Origin of the sequence: Streptomyces sp. ID05-26A (genome assembly GCF_033794685.1) — a bacterium.
Taxonomy (GTDB): Bacteria; Actinomycetota; Actinomycetes; order Mycobacteriales; family Pseudonocardiaceae; genus Lentzea.
The window spans coordinates 168,764-185,081 of the sequence record NZ_JARAYZ010000006.1; the positions used below are offsets into that span (position 1 = coordinate 168,764).

The window sequence follows — 16,318 nt, forward strand, 5'->3', positions numbered from 1 at the left end:
CGCCCACAATTGTCAGACCCCCTTGCTACGGTCTGTTTCAGCTGATCAACACGAGGGGGAAGACCGTGGCTGCTGCCACCACGTACCTGGAGCTGTCCGAGTCCAGTGGAAGCGCGCACAAGTTCTACGAGGTGGTCGTCGACGGCACGAAGGTGACGATCACGTTCGGCCGCATCGGCGAGAAGGGTTCGACGCGCGAGTCCACGTTCGCGGACACGGCCAAAGCGGTGACGGCCGCCGAGAAGAAGATCGGCGAGAAGGTCCGCAAGGGCTACGCACCCGCGGTCAGGGGCGGGCGGCAGCGGCGCGCGATCACCCGGCGCGAGATCACCAGCGTGCGGTCCAGCGCGCGGCAGGCCCCGGTGCTGTGGCGGTTCCACTCCGGCGCGCCCGCGTTCGGCATCTTCATCGGCGAGGACGAGGCCTGGGTCGGCAACGAGCGCGGCGACGTCTTCACGCTCGCGCACGACGGCCAGGTCACCGGCCGCTACGGCCTGCCGGACGGCGTGAAGTGCATCGTCGCCGACGACTTCTGGATCTACGCGGGCTGCGACGACGGCCGCGTGTACGACCTGGGCGGCAAGGTCCCGCGCGTCGCGTACGAGATCGCCACCGACGTGGACATCTACTGGCTCGACATCGACGACGGCGTGCTCGGCGTGTCCGACCGGCAGGGCGGCATCACGATCGTCGACCACGAGGACGAGTTCCAGTGGTCCCGCCGCAGCACGGGCGACAGCGCGTGGATGGTGCGCAACGCTCCGGAGGGCGCGTTCCACGGGCATTCCCGGGGCGTCACGCACTACGCGGCGCGCACCGGTGATCCGGTGTGGCACGCCGAGACGACGGGCGCCGTCCTCTTCGGCTGGCAGGAGCCGACGGAGGTGTTCGCGGGCACCAGCCGCGGCTGGGTCCACCGCCTGTCCCGCGCCACCGGCGAAGAGACCGGCCGCTACCGGTGCGACGCGGCGGTCTTCTCCTGCGCCACCTCACCGGGCGGCGACTACGTCTTCGCCGGCGACAACCACTCGTCGGTCTACTGCTTCGCCGCCGACGGCACCCGGCTGTGGAAGCTCGGCACGGGCTGCGGTTCCGCGTACTCCATGCAGTACCGCGACGAGCGCCTCTACATCGTCACGACGGACGGCTCGCTGGCGTGCATCGACGCGAGCCCGGCGGCCATCCACGCCGCCGAGCAGGGCGACCTGCCGCAGCGCAGCGACATCAAGGCCGACCACTGGCAGCGCGTCGAGGCCACGGCCGAGGTCGAGACCGTGGTGGCCGACGCCGTCCCGGCCGGTGGCGTCATCGTGGAGTGCGTGCAGGAGAACGGCCGCCTGCGCGTGCACGTGATCTCCGAGGGCTACGACCGCGCGCGTGCCGTGCAGTTCCCGAAGGACATCCGCGTCCCCGGCGCCCGCTACCTGGTCACGGAGATGCACACCTCGGCGAGCGGCGGCTTCTACCGCGCGAGGGGAGAGATCAAGCGCCTCCTGTGAGACGCGGACGTGGTGAGGCAGGGCGTCGACCCCGGCCACGGCCGTACCGGCGCCGACAGCTGGCGTCCGCTGGTCTTCGACGACGCCGGGCTGGTCAGCGGGTGAGAAGTCGCTTGGCGTAGGCGCGCACCAGCCCGTGCATCCGCCATCGGCCCGGAACGTCCTGGCACAGCAGGGAAGCCTCCTCCAACGCGCGCAACACCTGCCGGGCCTCCGCCGGTGCGACGCCGAGGAGACCGGCCACCGCGGCCACGCCGACGTCGGGGCCCGGAGCGGTGCCCAGCACCGCGAACGCCGCGCACTGCAACGGGTTCAGGGCGTGCAACGACCAGGACAGCACGGCGGGGAGGCTGGCGGAGGGTTCCTCGCTGTCGAGCACGTCGATGACGGCGTCGCGCAGTTCGGCGGCGAGGGTCGCGAGCGGCAGGCCCCGCCGGATCTGGGCGTGCGCGACGACGATGTTCAGTGCCAGCGGGAACCCGCCGCACATCGCGATCACCTGAGCCGCGGCGAGCGGTTCGGCCTCCAGGCGTCCGGCGCCGAGGCGGGCGGTGAGCAAGGCGCGGGACTCGGCGTCACCGAGTTCGGTCAGCACCAGGTGTTCGGCCTCGTACCGGGTGATCAGGCCGGGCAACCGGTTGCGGCTCGTCACGACCACCCGGCACAGCTCGGTGCCGGGCAGCAGCGGCACGACCTGGTCGGTGCTCGCCGCGTTGTCGAGCACCAGCAGCATCCGCCTGCCCGCGACGAGCGAGCGGAACAACGCCGAGCGGGCGTGGGTGCCGGTGGGGATGCGGCCGGGGTCGACGGCCAGCGCGTGCAGCAGGCCTCCCAGCGCCTCCCCGGCGTCCATCGGCTCCTCCGCCGGGGAGAAGCCGCGCAGGTCGATGAACAACTGGCCGTCGGCGAACCGGTCGGCGTTGCGGTGTGCCCACCGCAACGCGAGGCTGGTCTTGCCGATGCCTCCGGTGCCCACGATCGCCGAGACGACCGCGGTCGCGGCGTCGAGGCGACCCAGTTCCTCCTGCCGGCCGACGAACGTCGTGGGCTCCGGGGGCAACTGCCGCGGCACCACCGGGACCACCGGCGTGACGAGAAGAGGATCGGTGACGAGGATCCGCTGGTGCAGCTCACGCAACGCGGACGAGGGCCCGGTACCCAGCTCCGCCCGCAGCCGCTCGCAGGTGTGCCGGTAGTGCTCCAACGCGTCGATGCTGCGCCCGGACCGGTGCAGCGCCAACAGGAACTGGCGTGCCACCCGCTCGTTCAACGGATGGCACGCGGCCCGTGCGGACAGCTCGGCGACCAGTTCCCCGCCCTCACCGGCCGCCAGCCGCGCGTCGACCAGCTCGTGCGACACCGCCAGCCGTTCCTGTTCCAGGCGGTCGCGTTCCTCCCGCGCCCACTCGCCGTCGAGGCCGGTCAGCGCCTCCGCCCGCCACAACGCCAGCGCCTCGGTCAGCAGCCCGGTCGCGTCACCGGCCCTGGCCCGCGCGCGCAGGTCGTGGAACCTCAGCAGGTCGATCGCGTCCCCGGTCAGGACGTACCCGCCCGACCGGTGCTCGATCGCCAACCCGCCGATCGCGGCCACCGCCCGCCTCAGCCGTGACACGTAGCTGTGCAGGGTCGTCCGTGCCCGCGGTGCCGCGTCGGCACCCCAGACCCGGTCCACCAGCCGGTCGACCGGCACGACCTTTCCCGCGTCGACCGCGAGCGCCGCCAGCACGCACCGCTGCCTGGGCGCACCCAGGTCCACCGAGCCCGCGCTCACTTCCCCCAAGAGACACAGCACGCATCCTTCACGCGGCAGGGTGCGTCCAGGTTGCCGTGCCGGTTGCAACGAAAGGAGCTATTCCCGGCGCAACGGATTCGGGCAGTCGACGTAGCGGCTCGCGGCGCCCTCCGCGCGCGTCCAGCGCAGCAGGAGGTTGGCCTTCGCCGGCACGAACCGGTCTGCCAGCAACGACAGGACCTGCTCACATCCGTGATCACGGGCGTAACCGACGAAAACGGCCCGTGCCTCCGCCCACACGTCGAGACCGGGGTGCCGGTCGAGCACCGCGCCGGCGATCTCGATCAGGTGGTTGACGACGAGGCAGTACCGCAGCCGCTCCCAGCCCTTCGCCTCGGAGACCCCGCGCGCGCCGTCCGGTCCGTCCGTTGAGGACAGCAGTTCGGCGTGGCGAGGGAGCAGCCGCATGCCCTCGGGATCGCGGAAGATCGCCTGCACCGGCGTGCCCGAGGCGTCCACCCCCACCAGAACGTTCTGCAGGTGGCACTCCATCACGACCCCGTGCGCGAAGAACGCGTGCAGTACAGGCGGAACGACGACCGACACGTACTGCCGGAACCACCGCAGCGCGCTCCCGGCGTCCAGGCCGTCCAACGGGTTCCCGTCGAAGCCCTCGCTGATCCCGGCCGCCAGCAACGGGGTGACGCCGGGCAGCGCGTGCTGCCGGACACCGTCACGCACGACGACGGCCAAGCCCTCGAAGGAGTCCGGTGACGTCCGGTAGCCGCGGTCGATCAGGAACGCGGCACCGGGGAAGACCGAGGCGATGTCGGAGAACACCGGTCTCAGCAGGCGTGCGAGCGGCGGGATCCACCGCAGGTCGTGCGCCCACAACCGCCGCACGTCGTTGGTGATCCGCACGTCGAGGCTGAACTTGTAGAACAGGTCGGCGGCCGGGTCGTAGACCGTGCGCACCGAGGACGTCGGCCACACCTCGGGCCCGGTGACCGCCCCTTCCAGTCCCAGCAGGGAGAGCTGCCAGGGGTGCGCGGGCAGCACGCCGGGAGGCAACGGCACGTCGCCGTCGTCGTCAAACGCGCCTTCCAGGTGCGCCAACGAGAACCGGGCGTGCACCTCGGGCGAGTACGGCAGCCACTCCGACGCGGGCAGCCCCCCGCGGCCCTTCGGTGCCGGGTGGTAGCGGTGACCGGCGATCAACGCTTGCTCGGAACGCTGGTAGAGGTCGGCGGGGGGCGCGCCACGGGCATCGAGCACGGCGGCGACGGCCGACCGCGAACCCGCGATCTCGTCCAGGAAACCGACCGGCGGATCGCCGAGCTCCTTGGTGATGAGCACCGCGAGCTCGTGCCACGTCAACGGCTGCCACGACCCGGCGAACACCTCGGGGTCCGACAGCCAGCGCCCCTCCCGCACCCGCAGCACCGTGCCGGTGCGGGGCAACCGGATCGTGCCGTCGGCCCACTCCCCCACCTCGCGGCGCAGGCAGTTCAGCAGCGCCGTCGTGGTGATGCCGTCGGGATCAGTGATCGCTTCCACCGGTGTCCGCTTCCCTGTGGCGATGTGTCAGGATCAGATCATTCTGACGCAAACACAGGTCGAGTCGGACTTCCTCGCCGCACTGGACGAAAGTCGCGCCGAAAGGTTCGCCGAGGCGTTGCCGGGAGCCCGTGCGGCGATCCTCGCGCGCCTGCGCCGGGCGCTCGCGATCGAACCGTTGCCCCAGGTCAGCGTCGATCCGGCCGAGTTCCTCCACCCGGTCGACCTCCTCACCGCACTGCGCTGGCGCCGCGCTGAGAGCCTCGTCACCGAGGTCGCCCACAGCGTCGCCGGACTGGCCCTGTCCCGCACGGCGAGCCCGCTCACGACCCCGTTCCCGAGCAGGTCGCTGGAGGAGCACGAGCAGAGCGTCGTCGACGGCCATCCGCTGCACCCGTGCTGCCGCAACCGCACCGGGTTCACCGCCGCCGACCACCTCGCGTACGGCCCCGAGCACCGCCCGGTCGTCCGGCTCCGGCTGCATCCGGCCGCGCACCACGTGGTGTTCGGCGACTGGCCCGACGAGCTCCGCGACGGCGAGCGCATCCTGCTCCCGGTGCACCCGTGGCAGGCGGACCGGCTGAACGTGCCCACCACCGGCACCCTGGACGCGCACCCGCTGATGGCGCTGCGCACGCTCTCGGCCGGCGACTGGCACGTCAAGACGACGCTGAGCGCCCAGATCACCTCGGCCGTGCGGGACATCTCCGGCGAGTCGATCGCGACCGCGACGACGGTCTCGGACTTCCTGAGCGTCACCGTCGAGGGCATCGAACTGCAGCACAACAGGGCATCGGCGGCCGTGCTGGCGAACGGCGAGCCGGACCGGCGGCTCGGCGTGGTCCTGCGCGACAAACCCGTGCCACGCGAGGGCGAAACCCTGCTGCCCCTGGCCGCGCTGACCGCCGAGCAGGTCCCCGATCCGATCAGGTGGATCGCGGAGTTCGCCGAACTGACCGTGCCACCGTTGATGACGTTGCTAGCGCGCGGTGTGGCGTTGGAGGCGCACGAGCAGAACCTCGTGGTGGGGCTCGTGAACGGCAGGCCGAGCCGGGTGATCTACCGCGACCTCGCCGACATCCGCGTCAGCCCGCGCGCCGATCTGCCCACCCGCCTGCACGCGAGCCCGGAAGCGTTGCGCGCCAAGACGTTCGCCACGTTCTTCTCGACCGCGCTGACGGGACTGGTCGACCGGCTCGACGCCCCGGCCGCCGACCTGTGGGCAGTGGTGGCGCGCACGGTCCCGGACACGCCGGACCGGCACGCGTTGCTGCACGACCCGTTGCCCGCCAAGCCACTCACGCTGATGCGACTCGACCCGAAGACGACGAAGTGGGCGTACCTGCCGAACCCGTTCAGGCCTTGAGCAGGTCCGACCGGTGCTGCCAGGCCAGCGCCAGCAGTGCGGCACCGGCGGCCTGCGTCGGCTCGTGGTGGACGAACCTCTCGACGTTCGAGACCGTGAACGGAAGCCCGCGCAACACCCGGCCCTCGTCGTTGTGCGACACCAGATCACCGAACAGCTCGTCGAACCGCGAGGCCTCGATCACCGCCACGGTCAGCATGTCGGTGGCGAACGTCAGCGGGTCCACGCCCATGCCGAGGTAGAACACGCGGGCGGCGGCCGTGAGACTCGTGGCGAACGGCCAGGCCTCGTAGTCGGCCTCGTGGATCTCCTCCGCCCCGAGCATCTCCTCGGCGAACTCGCGGATCATGCAGTGCCACAACGAGAAGTCGGCGTCGGTCGAACCCTGGAACACCCCGACCGGCAGCACCTGGAACATCCCGCCCGCGTGCCCGACACGCAACGGGTCACGCCAGTGCAGGAAGAACGTCGCCTCGCCGGAGACCTCGTCGTGGCGCAGGGTCAGCGTGCTGATCGCGACGTTGACCGGCCGTCGGCGCGGGTCGCACGGATCACCGACCGCCGCTCGCAACGGCAACCCGCCGGCCCGCCCCGCGTACTCGTGCGCGCAGGCCTCCCCGACGTCGATGCCGTCGAAGTAGGTGCCGAGCCCGAACGTCAGGTGCCGGCCGGTGAAGCCGAGCAACCGGTAGGTCTCGCGGTTCTGGAACACGGCCGGCGCGGCGAGCGCGGCCATGGCCTCCGAGTACCGGCCGAACCCGTCCGGGAGCGCGGTCACGGGCAGGTCGGGCAACGCCGGCGAGTCCGTCAGCGTGAGGGAGAGATCGGCCAGCGGGACCGGAGCGGACGGCATCCAGTCCGGTGACGTCAGCAGCGGCGTGCCCGCGACCCTGGCCAGGCCCGGATACTCCGAGACGGCCTCCAGGGCCAGTGCGTGGCGGTGTTCCAGCAGGTGAGCGCGCACTTCGAGCCACTGCGCCGACGTCGGCATGAGCCTCGTTCCCGGTGACATGGCGAGACGACCGGGCCACCCGTGGCCCGGTCTCCGCGGTGTGAGGCTGTCAGGCCCGCCAGCGCCGTGACGCGTGGACGACTTCGCCGACCGCGCGTGCCAGACTTCCGTCGGCGTCGACGTGGCTCTCGTAGTGCTCGACCGGAAGCGGCTTGGCCACCTCGGGCGGTGCCTCGTACAGGTCGCTGTCGTCCAGACGCAGCCTGCGCGCCGTCTTCACGAACGCGACCGCCGCCGCCAGCAGCAGCACCCCGACCACGGCAGGCCAGAGGACCATCTCCGCGATCGCGATGGCGAACTGGACCTGGGCCACCACCACGAACACGACGGTCAGACCGACCACCGACCACGGGGCCGAACCACCGTCACGTCTGCGCTGGGCGGCACCACTTGCCCCCATTGGCGTCACCTCCACCGATGCTGCCGTGGACATCGGCGATTGATCGCACGGAGTTACAGACCCAAGCGTACTCCCCGATCGTTTGGTTGCAGACCGTCATCTTCCGGACATCCGCCCACCAGTGCGAAACCCGTGCACAACGCGTGCGCGATTCACTCGGTGGTGTGATCATCGGCTCGTGTCCGCACTGCACGCGGGAGACCCCGCATCATTCGCCGCCGATGTTCTCGACGAGGGTCCGGCCGAACTCGAGCACGTGCCCGGAGTGGCGTCCCGAAGGCCGACCAAGACGTCCGCGGGCGGCGCGCTGATCCGCGACTCCGCCGGACGAGTGCTGTTCGTCGTGCCGACCTACAAGGCCGTGCTGGACATCCCCGGCGGCATGACCGAGGACGACGAGTCGCCCAAGGCCGCGACGCTGCGGGAGATCCACGAGGAACTCGGCCTGACCGTGCCACTGGGACGGCTGCTGGTGGTGGACTGGACGCCGCGCAACGGCGTCTGGCGCGACTGCCACCAGTTCGTGTTCGACGGTGGCGTCGTGGACGGTGCCGTGGCGTGCGATCCGGAGCTGGAAGGCGTCCTGTACCTCGCGCTGAGCGAGGCGGAGCCCCGTATCTACCCGTCACTCCACCGGCGCCTCACGCTCGCTCTCAGCGCCCTTGAGAGCGGTTCCACGCGGTACGCCGAGTTCGGCAGGGAGGTCTAGGGTGCGGATCGTCTCGCTGCTGCCCGCGGCCACCGACATCGTCGCCGAGCTGGGCCTCGCCGGGAACCTGGTGGGACGCACCCACGAGTGCGACTGGCCGGCGGAGATCGCGACCGTCCCGATCGTCACGAGCACCGGGATCGACCAGAACGCGCTGAGCAGCAGGGAGATCAACTCGACGGTCCACCACGGCTCGTCGCTCTACGGGCTCGACGCGGACCTGCTGAACGACCTCGAGCCGGACGTGATCCTCACCCAGGACCTCTGCGACGTCTGCGCGATCTCCTACCGCAAGGTCACCGACACGGTCCGGCTGATGGACGTCGGACCCCAGGTGCTCAGTCTCGAACCTTCCACTTTGGACGAGGTGCTCGGCTGCCTGAGGACCGTGGGCGACGTGCTCGGCGTCGACAGCACGGACAAGATCGCGGCCCTGAAACACCGCATCGACGCGGTGGAGCGGCAGACCCGGGATCTGACCCACCCGAGGGTCGCCGCGATCGAGTGGCTCGACCCGGTGTGGCCCGCCGGGCACTGGGTGCCCGAGCAGATCGCGCTCGCCGGTGGTGTCCCGCTGATCGCCGGGAAGGGTGAGCACACCAGGCCCATCACCTGGCAGACCGTCCACGCCGCCGAGCCGGACGTGGTGCTGCTGATGCCGTGCGGGTTCCCACCCGAGCGGACCTTGCGGGAGCTGCCGGACCAGGAGCTCCCCGAAACGTGGGTGCTGGACGGCCCGTCGTACTTCAACCGGCCGGGCCCCCGCGTCGTGCGCGGCATCGAGGTCCTCGCCCACGTCCTGCACGGAATCGGGGGCGCCCCCTCCGAACACGAGGCGATTAAGCTCGCCCCATGGATCTGAGCGCGTTCCCCCGAGTGTCCCTGGGCAACTGGCCGACGCCGCTGGAAGCCGCTCCGAGGCTCACGGCCGCGCTCGGCGGCCCGCCGGTCCTGATCAAGCGCGACGACGTCAACGGCCTCGGCGCGGGCGGCAACAAGCTGCGCAAACTCGAGTTCCTGCTGGGCCAGGCGATCGAGCAGGGCGCGGACACGATCATCACGTTCGGCGCGCTGCAGACCAACCACGGCCGTCAGACCGCGGCGGCGTGCGCGAAGCTCGGCCTGCGCTGCGAACTCGTGCTGACGGCCAAGGTGCCGATGGAGGGCGACGCCTACGAGCGGTCCGGCAACGTCGTGCTGGACCACATGTTCGGGGCGAACGTGCACGTCTGCGCGGACGCCGACGAGACCGTCCATGCCTACGAGAAGATCAACCACGACAGGGCCGTCACGCTGCCCGTCGGCGGTTCGAACGGCCTGGGCACGCTCGGCTACGTCGCCGCGGCCGTCGAGCTCGTCGGCCAGCTCCACGACCAGGGCGTCGACCACGCCACCATCGTCGTCCCGGACGGCAGCGGCGCCACGGCCGCAGGCATCGCGCTGGGCACCGAACTGCTCGGCTGGGGCGGCACCGTCCACGCCGCGAGCGTCTCGCACACCGCGGCGGACGCCGAGGCCGAACTGCGCACGCTCGCCGCGGCCGCCGCCACCCTCCTCGGCGAACAGGCCCCGAAGCTCGGCCACGTCACCGTGACCGACGACACCATCGGCCCGGGCTACGGGGTGCCGACGCCGGAGATGTGGGACGCGCTGAAGCTCTTCGCCCAGACCGAGGGCGTCCTGCTCGACCCGGTCTACACCGGCAAGGCCGCGGTGAAGTTCCGCGAGATCGCCCCGCAGAGCGACGTGCCGGTCGTGTTCCTCCACACAGGTGGTCTTCCCGGCTTCTACGGCTACGCCCCCGAGGCCGTCGCGCAGTTCTGACGGCCGTGATCAGTACTCTGGTGTGGTGACCGATCTGGCCGACCACCTGGGTGTACTGCGCGACCTCGAAAGACGGCTGCTCGTCTACAAGTTCGCGATCGAGGAGCTGATGACGAAGCTCCGCATCCTGAGTGAGGAGTTCGACTCGGTCCACCGGCACGACCCGATCGAACACATCACCAATCGGGTGAAAAAACCCGAGAACATCCTGGAAAAGCTGCGCCGCAAGGGTTTTCCGCTCGACCTCGACTCGATCGGCGACTGGCTCGACGACATCGCGGGCGTCCGGGTGATCTGCCCGTTCGTCTCGGACGTCTACCGCGTCAAGGCGATGCTGGCGCGGCAGCACGACGTGGAGATCCTGCACACCAAGGACTACATCGCGCAGCCGAAGCCGAACGGGTACCGCAGCCTGCACCTGATCGTGCGGATCCCGGTGTTCCTGTCGGACCGCGTCGAGCACGTGAAGGTCGAGTTGCAGCTGCGCACCATCGCGATGGACTTCTGGGCGACGCTGGAGCACAAGCTGTTCTACAAGTACGACGACAGCCCGCCCGCGGACTTCGTGGGCGAGCTGATGTCGACGGCGATGATCGCGGCGCAGCTGGACGAACGCATGGAGTCCCTCCACCGGCGCATCCACCAGGACTAGCGGTGCGGCCCGTTGGCTGCCACACCGCGATCAAGCCCCCGCTACGCCTTGGTGATCTCCAGCTGCAGCTCGGTCACCCAGTCCGCCGGGTCACCCTCGCCGTAGTTCAGGTACACCTCGCGCGCGAGCCCGTTCTGCTTGTACCCGTGCGCCTCGATCCACGCCGCGACGGCCTGGTACGAGGTGTCGACGTCGTCCATCGTGCCGCGGTGCACGATCGTCGCCGCCTCGGCCAGCGCGGGCAGGTCCACGACCTCGAAGTCGTAGGCCGGGGACGGGTCGACGGCCACGGTCACGCCGGCCCGCACGAGCACCTCGTCACCGGCGGCGGACTCGTAGGTGGCGATGCCGTGGCCGGCCGGCGCGACCCCCGCGCGGCCGAGGCGTTCGAAGAGCTGCGGGTACAGCGGCTGGATGATCGGGCCGATGTCCTCGGGCCCGTACGACGCGGCGGTCGCCGTCAGGCGGGCGATCCGGACGGCGGGTACGGACTTCACGACGATCTCGTCGGTGGGCATGGCGCCTTCCCTTTCAATGGCGCGGAGACGTGCTTCGACCCGGCGCAGCCGCGACTCGTCCGCGAGGATCTGTTGCCGCAGCTCGGCTCGCCGCAACGAAAGCATGCCGTGCAACTGCTCGACGGAAAGCTTTTCGTCGAGCACGACACGCACCTGGTCGAGCGTCAGACCGAGGTCCTTCAGCGCGACGAGGCGGTTGAGCCGTTGCATCTGGGCCGCGGTGTAGAAGCGGTAGCCGCTGGACGGGTCGACGTGGGCCGGCGGGAGCAGCCCGACCGCGTCGTAATGGCGCAGCATCCGCACCGACACGCGCCCCAGATGGGCGAAGTCTCCGATGGTGAACATGACTGCTCCTGTGTAGGGGCTGACACGGTGTGAGGGTCAAGAAATGATGGTTTGAACAACGCCCGGGGTGCGCACCCTGGGACGTTGACGAGAGGTGGCACATGACGTTCGCACATCCGGCGCTCTTCTACTCGGACGAGGACTCCTACATCGACGGAACAGTCCCGTTCGTCGTGGAGGGCCTCGCGAGCGCCGAGCCCGTCGCCGTGGCGGTGCCCAGCAGGAACCTGCAGCTGCTCGAAGACGCGCTCAGCGGGTTCGCCCACCTCGTGACGTTCATCGACATGGAGGACACCGGCCGCAACCCCGGCCGGATCATCCCCGAGCTCCGCGCGTTCGCCGACCGGCACCGCGGGGCCGTCCGCATCATCAGCGAGCCGGTGTGGGACCTGCGCACCGACGTCGAGTACCCGGCGTGCGCGCTGCACGAGGCGCTGGTCAACTACGCGTTCAGCGGACGTGACCTGAGCATCCTGTGCCCCTACAACACCACCACCCTCACCCATGACGTCCTGGCCGACGCCGAGAAGACCCACCCGGTCGTGATCGACGCGAGCGGCCACCGCCCCAGCGACCACTTCCACCCCGCGCGGGTGGTCGTCGCCACCCACGCGCTGCCGCTGGCCATCCCGTCCGACGCGGCGAGCACGTCCGTCGGCGCCGGGGCGATGGCGGCGGTGCGGGCGTTCGCGCGCGAGCAGGCCGTCCAGCTCGGGCTGGCCCGTGATCGCGTCGACGACTTCGCGCTCGCGGTCACCGAGCTCGCGACGAACAGCGTGCGGCACGGCGGCGGCGAGAGCACGGTCCGCGTCTGGGCGGAAAGCAGAAGTATTGTTTGCCAAGTCAACGACAACGGGCACATCACCGATGTTCTGGCTGGCCGCACCCCTGTTCACGCAAACGAACCAGGCGGTCGCGGTCTGTTGCTTGTCAACCGTTTGGCGGACCTTGTCCGCACCCAAACGACGTCAAACGGCACCGCAATCCAAGTCAGATTCGATCTGACTGACAAAAAGGCAACGTGATCCACTCACATTCGGGCGACTTCGTTATAGCTTGAGCACGTGCACGACGAGGAAGCGACGGAAATCGGTTACACGGGGGCTCGATTCGGGTCTCCGGCGACCCGTGGACGGCTGCACGCCGAAGGAAGTGGAGTCTTCAACGGCGCGGAGACGCAACAACTGCCCCGTCAGCAACCGTTGCGCCAACGCCCACCGGAACCGCTACCGGAGTGGCCTGTGCAAGAAGAGGAACAACCCCAGACCCCCGCCAGGGACAGCTCGCTCATCCGTCCCTACGCCCGCACCGGCGGCCGCACGACGGCCCGCCACGACCTGCGCCTGGAGACGCTGCTCTCCACCGACGAGGACAAGCTCTACCGCGCGACGAACGACCAGGCGGCGATGATGCGGCTGTGCCTGCAGCCGCGGTCGGTCGCCGAGATCTCGGCGCTCATGAAGATCCCGCTCGGCGTCACGCGGGTGCTGCTGAGCGACCTGATCACGCTGAACCTGGTCGCCGTGCACGAGCCGGCCGACAAGCCGAACGTGGCTCTGCTCGAACGCGTGCTGTCCGGGTTGCGCCGGTTGTAACCCGTTCGCCAGCGCGCGAGATCACGCCTGGTCGCCGATAATTCTCCCGTGGCGACCTCCAGCGACGAGACTCCGAAGACGCCGGTCACGGAACCGATCCCGACCGCTCCGCCGGCTGTTCCACCCTCCACCCCGGGGGCCGCACCGAAGAAGCTGCGGCCGACCCGGATCAGCGGCACCTGGATCGCCGTGCTGGTGGCGATCGTCGTGCTGATCTTCCTGCTGGTCTTCATCCTGCAGAACGGTGGCAACGCCACGATCCACTTCCTGTGGGGCGAGTTCAACCTGCCCCTGGGCGTGGCGCTGCTGTTCGGCATGATCGGCGGCGCGCTGCTGGTCGCGGTCGTCGGCGCGGCCCGCATCCTGCAGCTGCGGCGTCAGGCCAAGCGGATCACCGGTCGTCCCGCGACCTCATCACCAGCTCGACGCGCGAGCTGATCCCCAGTTTCCGGAAGATCTTGCGCAGGTGGAAGTTCACCGTGTGCGGCGACATGAACAGCTGCGTCGAGATCTGCCGGTTCGTCTGACCCTTGGCCACCAGGTTGGCGATAGCCCGTTCGGTGTCGTCCAAACTGGACCATCCGGACTCCGGCCGCGCGGGAGCGGCCCTGCGGCGGCGGCCGAGCTTGCGCAGCCGGCCCAGCACCCGCGCGCTGTCGCGGGACGCGCCGATCTCCCGGTAGAGGCCGAGCGCGCTCTCCAGCGCCTGCACCGACCCCGCGCGGTCCGGTGACCCGGTCAGCAGCACACCGAGGTCCTCGGCCGCGTTGGCCCGCGCCCACGGGTCGCGGTGTTCGCGGGCGGCCAGTTCCAGCGACCGCGCGTCGGCGTCGAGCAGGCCGCGTGCGTGCACCGCGGCCGCCGCGACCGCCGGGAAGCCGGGGTGTTCCCCGGCCAGCCGTTCCGCGCGGTCCACGACAGCCTTGGCCAGCCCGTCGTCCCCCGCTTCCAGGGCCCGCCGCACGAACCACCCGGCGGCACGGGGCTCTTCCGCGAAGAGGCCCGACTGGACCAGGTCCGGGTAGGAGTCCGCGAGCAGCGCCATCGCCTTCTCGAGCCCGGAGCCGACGTAGGTGACGAGCACGTCGGCCCACTGGTAGTAGGCGCGGGAGAAGATGATCCGGTCGGCGGGGACCTCGTCGCGGCAGCGTCCGACGTGGTCGATCGCGGCGGGCAGGTCGCCGGTGTGGATCGCGACCATCGCCAGCACCGCCAGCGCCGGTGCGACCACCGCGTCGTGCCCGGTCTCCTCCGCCACGGTCAGCGCGGCACGCGCCTCGGCGGCGGCCTCCTCGATGCGCCCGGCCTGCAACAGGATCCGGGCCTGCACGACCGCGGTCATGACCTCCCTGGTGACCACCGCGGACGGCCCGCCGCGGACCCGCCGCACCACGTCGCCGGCGTCGGCGAACTCCCTCAACCCCGCGAGCAGGGTCGCGAACAGCAGCTGCGGGTACGCGCTGAGGTCGTGCGAGGTGCTCGCCCGCGCGGCCTCGCGAGCCAGTTCCAGCGCGGCGCCGGGCCGTCCGGTGTCGCGTGCGATCGCGGCCAGCACGGCCAAAGCCGTTGCCAGCACGTCGTCCGGCGCTCCCTCACGGGTGCGCACCACGGCCTCGGCCAGCTCCCCCGCACGGTCCCGGTCGTGGCCGAGCAGCGCCATCAGCCGGGTGATCTCCACCCAGGGCGTGAGTTCCGGCGCCAGGTCGGGGTCGCGCAGCAACACCTCGGAGATCTCCAGCGACTCCGCGTGCCGGGCTCCCAGCAACGTCGTCGTGGCCACGCAGTGCCGGAGTTTGGCGGCGGGCTCCGGGGAGACCTGACGGGACAACGCCTCCCGCGCCAGTGCCTGCGCGGCGGTGAGCCGGCCTGCCGCGGTGAGGGCCCGCACCGCCATGACCGTGCGGTGGACCAGCGAAGCAGACGCTTGGTCGGTCAGTTCGAGCGCGCGCACGGCGAGTTCGGCGGAGGCCTCAGGAGCGTTCCACAGCACGGCTTTCGCGGCCGTGACGAGTCCGTCGATCGACCGGGCGTCGCCGCGCTGGGCGCCGTGCAGCAGGTGTTTCGCGGCGGCGACGGCGCTGTCCCCGCGCCCCAGCAACATCTCGCCGGCCTCGCGGTGCAGCGCACGCCGCACGGGCGGGGGCACGGAGTCGGCGACCAGGCGCCAGAGCAGGTCGTGCCGGAACTCCAGGCCGTCGTCCAGGGCCGTCACGACACCCGCGCCGATGGCCTCGTCCCACGCGGGCAACAGAACGGCGGTGCTCGACGCCAGCATCTCCGCGACGTCACCGGGTTCGAAGCGCGGCCCGAGCACGGACGCGACCTGCAGGAGGTGCCTCGCCTTGCCGCTCAACGCGGTCACGCGGTCGTGCAGCAACCCCTGCGCCGTGGCAGCAAGCGCTTTCAGGTCGGGGGCGGGGTCGGTGACCACGTCGTCGGTCAACGGCCGCAGGTCGATCCTGGTCGCTCCGCAGTGCGCGGCCGCGGCGAACAGGCTGTCAGCGGCCTCGCCGCGGCGGCAGGCGAGCAGCCACACCACCTCGTCGCGGGCGGAGGCGGGTAACAGTGCGCGCAGAGCGGCCAGGGTGCCCGGCGCGGCCAGGTGGAGATCGTCCAGCACGACCAGCAACGGGCCGTCCGGACGGCGTTCTGCCAGGCAGGCCAACAGGAACGGCTGGTCGAGCTCGTCCCGCGCGGTCACGACCTCGAAGCCCCGGCCGGCGGCGACGGCGGCGATCTCGGCCAGCAGCCGCGTCTTCCCCGTGCCCGCGGCGCCGTCGACCAGCACCACACCGGTGCCCGCGTCCAGCACGCCGTTCAGGAGCTCCCGTTCCCCCTCACGGCCGCGGAACATCCCGTCCCGATTCCCCGACACCCATTCTTCCTTTCGCTCCGCGGCGGCGGAGAACAAGCGCTGCATTACCACGAGGACCCGCACCACGACCAGAGCCGAGCGGCGTCCCCTTGCGCCGCTGGGATGACCTTGACAAGCTGCCGCTACCCATTCGAGTAGCAGCCCGCGGGATCATACGGGCCGTACTCCTGTTGAGACGCCCCATAGCGCAGAAAGCTTTACCTGGGCAAGTGGAGCGCTTTCTCCTAGCATCAA

The 16,318-nt window shown here is 70.7% G+C and carries 15 protein-coding genes; 9 read left to right on the plus strand and 6 right to left on the minus strand.

Annotated features, from left to right (window positions below):
• The first annotated feature begins 65 nt into the window (after positions 1-65).
• On the plus strand, positions 66-1,499 hold the full coding sequence (locus PV646_RS38195) for a WGR domain-containing protein (RefSeq protein ID WP_500347263.1): 1,434 nt from the start codon (positions 66-68) through the stop codon (positions 1,497-1,499).
• A gap of 94 nt (positions 1,500-1,593) precedes the next feature.
• On the opposite strand, the gene PV646_RS38200 is transcribed toward PV646_RS38195, so the two are convergent.
• The gene (locus tag PV646_RS38200) at positions 1,594-3,270 is read right to left on the minus strand and encodes an AfsR/SARP family transcriptional regulator (RefSeq protein ID WP_500347715.1); all 1,677 of its coding nucleotides are present in this window, start codon (positions 3,268-3,270) and stop codon (positions 1,594-1,596) included.
• Between the two features lie 78 nt (positions 3,271-3,348).
• Positions 3,349-4,788, minus strand: a complete 1,440-nt coding sequence (locus PV646_RS38205) for an IucA/IucC family protein (protein ID WP_500347265.1) — start codon at positions 4,786-4,788, stop codon at positions 3,349-3,351.
• 22 nt (positions 4,789-4,810) lie between these two features.
• Between PV646_RS38205 and PV646_RS38210 the strand changes: the two genes are divergently transcribed.
• Complete coding sequence (locus tag PV646_RS38210) at positions 4,811-6,154, plus strand: IucA/IucC family protein (protein WP_500347267.1); 1,344 nt, start codon at positions 4,811-4,813, stop codon at positions 6,152-6,154.
• Here PV646_RS38210 and PV646_RS38215 read toward each other — a convergent pair.
• Positions 6,144-7,145, minus strand: coding sequence for a hypothetical protein (locus tag PV646_RS38215; protein WP_500347269.1), 1,002 nt, complete (start codon positions 7,143-7,145; stop codon positions 6,144-6,146). The two genes, PV646_RS38210 and PV646_RS38215, sit on opposite strands and share 11 nt — an antisense overlap.
• Before the next feature lie 70 nt (positions 7,146-7,215).
• Positions 7,216-7,566: a hypothetical protein gene (locus PV646_RS38220; RefSeq protein WP_500347271.1), complete on the minus strand. Its 351-nt coding sequence runs from the start codon at positions 7,564-7,566 to the stop codon at positions 7,216-7,218.
• A 178-nt stretch (positions 7,567-7,744) separates the two neighbouring features.
• Here PV646_RS38220 and PV646_RS38225 point away from each other — a divergent pair, with 178 nt between their 5' ends.
• From PV646_RS38225 to PV646_RS38240, 4 genes are read left to right on the plus strand one after another with little or no spacing between them, the layout of a single operon-like run.
• Entirely contained in the window at positions 7,745-8,275 is a 531-nt protein-coding gene (locus tag PV646_RS38225; RefSeq protein ID WP_500347273.1) for an NUDIX domain-containing protein, read from the plus strand.
• Between the two features lies 1 nt (position 8,276).
• Complete coding sequence (locus tag PV646_RS38230; protein WP_500347275.1) at positions 8,277-9,137, plus strand: cobalamin-binding protein; 861 nt, start codon at positions 8,277-8,279, stop codon at positions 9,135-9,137.
• Positions 9,128-10,099: a D-cysteine desulfhydrase family protein gene (locus PV646_RS38235; RefSeq protein WP_500347277.1), complete on the plus strand. Its 972-nt coding sequence runs from the start codon at positions 9,128-9,130 to the stop codon at positions 10,097-10,099. Before PV646_RS38230 ends, PV646_RS38235 begins: the two co-directional genes overlap by 10 nt.
• 25 nt (positions 10,100-10,124) lie before the next feature.
• Positions 10,125-10,751 carry a GTP pyrophosphokinase gene (locus tag PV646_RS38240; protein WP_500347278.1) on the plus strand — a complete coding sequence of 209 codons (627 nt, stop codon included), beginning with the start codon at positions 10,125-10,127 and terminating at the stop codon, positions 10,749-10,751.
• 41 nt (positions 10,752-10,792) lie between these two features.
• On the opposite strand, the gene PV646_RS38245 is transcribed toward PV646_RS38240, so the two are convergent.
• Positions 10,793-11,614, minus strand: a complete 822-nt coding sequence (locus PV646_RS38245; RefSeq protein ID WP_500347280.1) for a MerR family transcriptional regulator — start codon at positions 11,612-11,614, stop codon at positions 10,793-10,795.
• Between the two features lie 101 nt (positions 11,615-11,715).
• Here PV646_RS38245 and PV646_RS38250 point away from each other — a divergent pair, with 101 nt between their 5' ends.
• From PV646_RS38250 to PV646_RS38260, 3 genes are read left to right on the plus strand one after another with little or no spacing between them, the layout of a single operon-like run.
• The gene (locus PV646_RS38250; RefSeq protein WP_500347282.1) at positions 11,716-12,639 is read left to right on the plus strand and encodes an anti-sigma factor RsbA family regulatory protein; all 924 of its coding nucleotides are present in this window, start codon (positions 11,716-11,718) and stop codon (positions 12,637-12,639) included.
• Between the two features lie 39 nt (positions 12,640-12,678).
• Complete coding sequence (locus PV646_RS38255) at positions 12,679-13,209, plus strand: DUF742 domain-containing protein (RefSeq protein ID WP_500347283.1); 531 nt, start codon at positions 12,679-12,681, stop codon at positions 13,207-13,209.
• A gap of 48 nt (positions 13,210-13,257) precedes the next feature.
• On the plus strand, positions 13,258-13,647 hold the full coding sequence (locus PV646_RS38260; protein WP_500347284.1) for a LapA family protein: 390 nt from the start codon (positions 13,258-13,260) through the stop codon (positions 13,645-13,647).
• On the opposite strand, the gene PV646_RS38265 is transcribed toward PV646_RS38260, so the two are convergent.
• A complete protein-coding gene (locus tag PV646_RS38265) occupies positions 13,601-16,084 on the minus strand; it encodes a helix-turn-helix transcriptional regulator (protein ID WP_500347286.1) in 2,484 nt (827 codons plus the stop codon). The two genes, PV646_RS38260 and PV646_RS38265, sit on opposite strands and share 47 nt — an antisense overlap.
• Between the last annotated feature and the right edge of the window lie 234 nt (positions 16,085-16,318).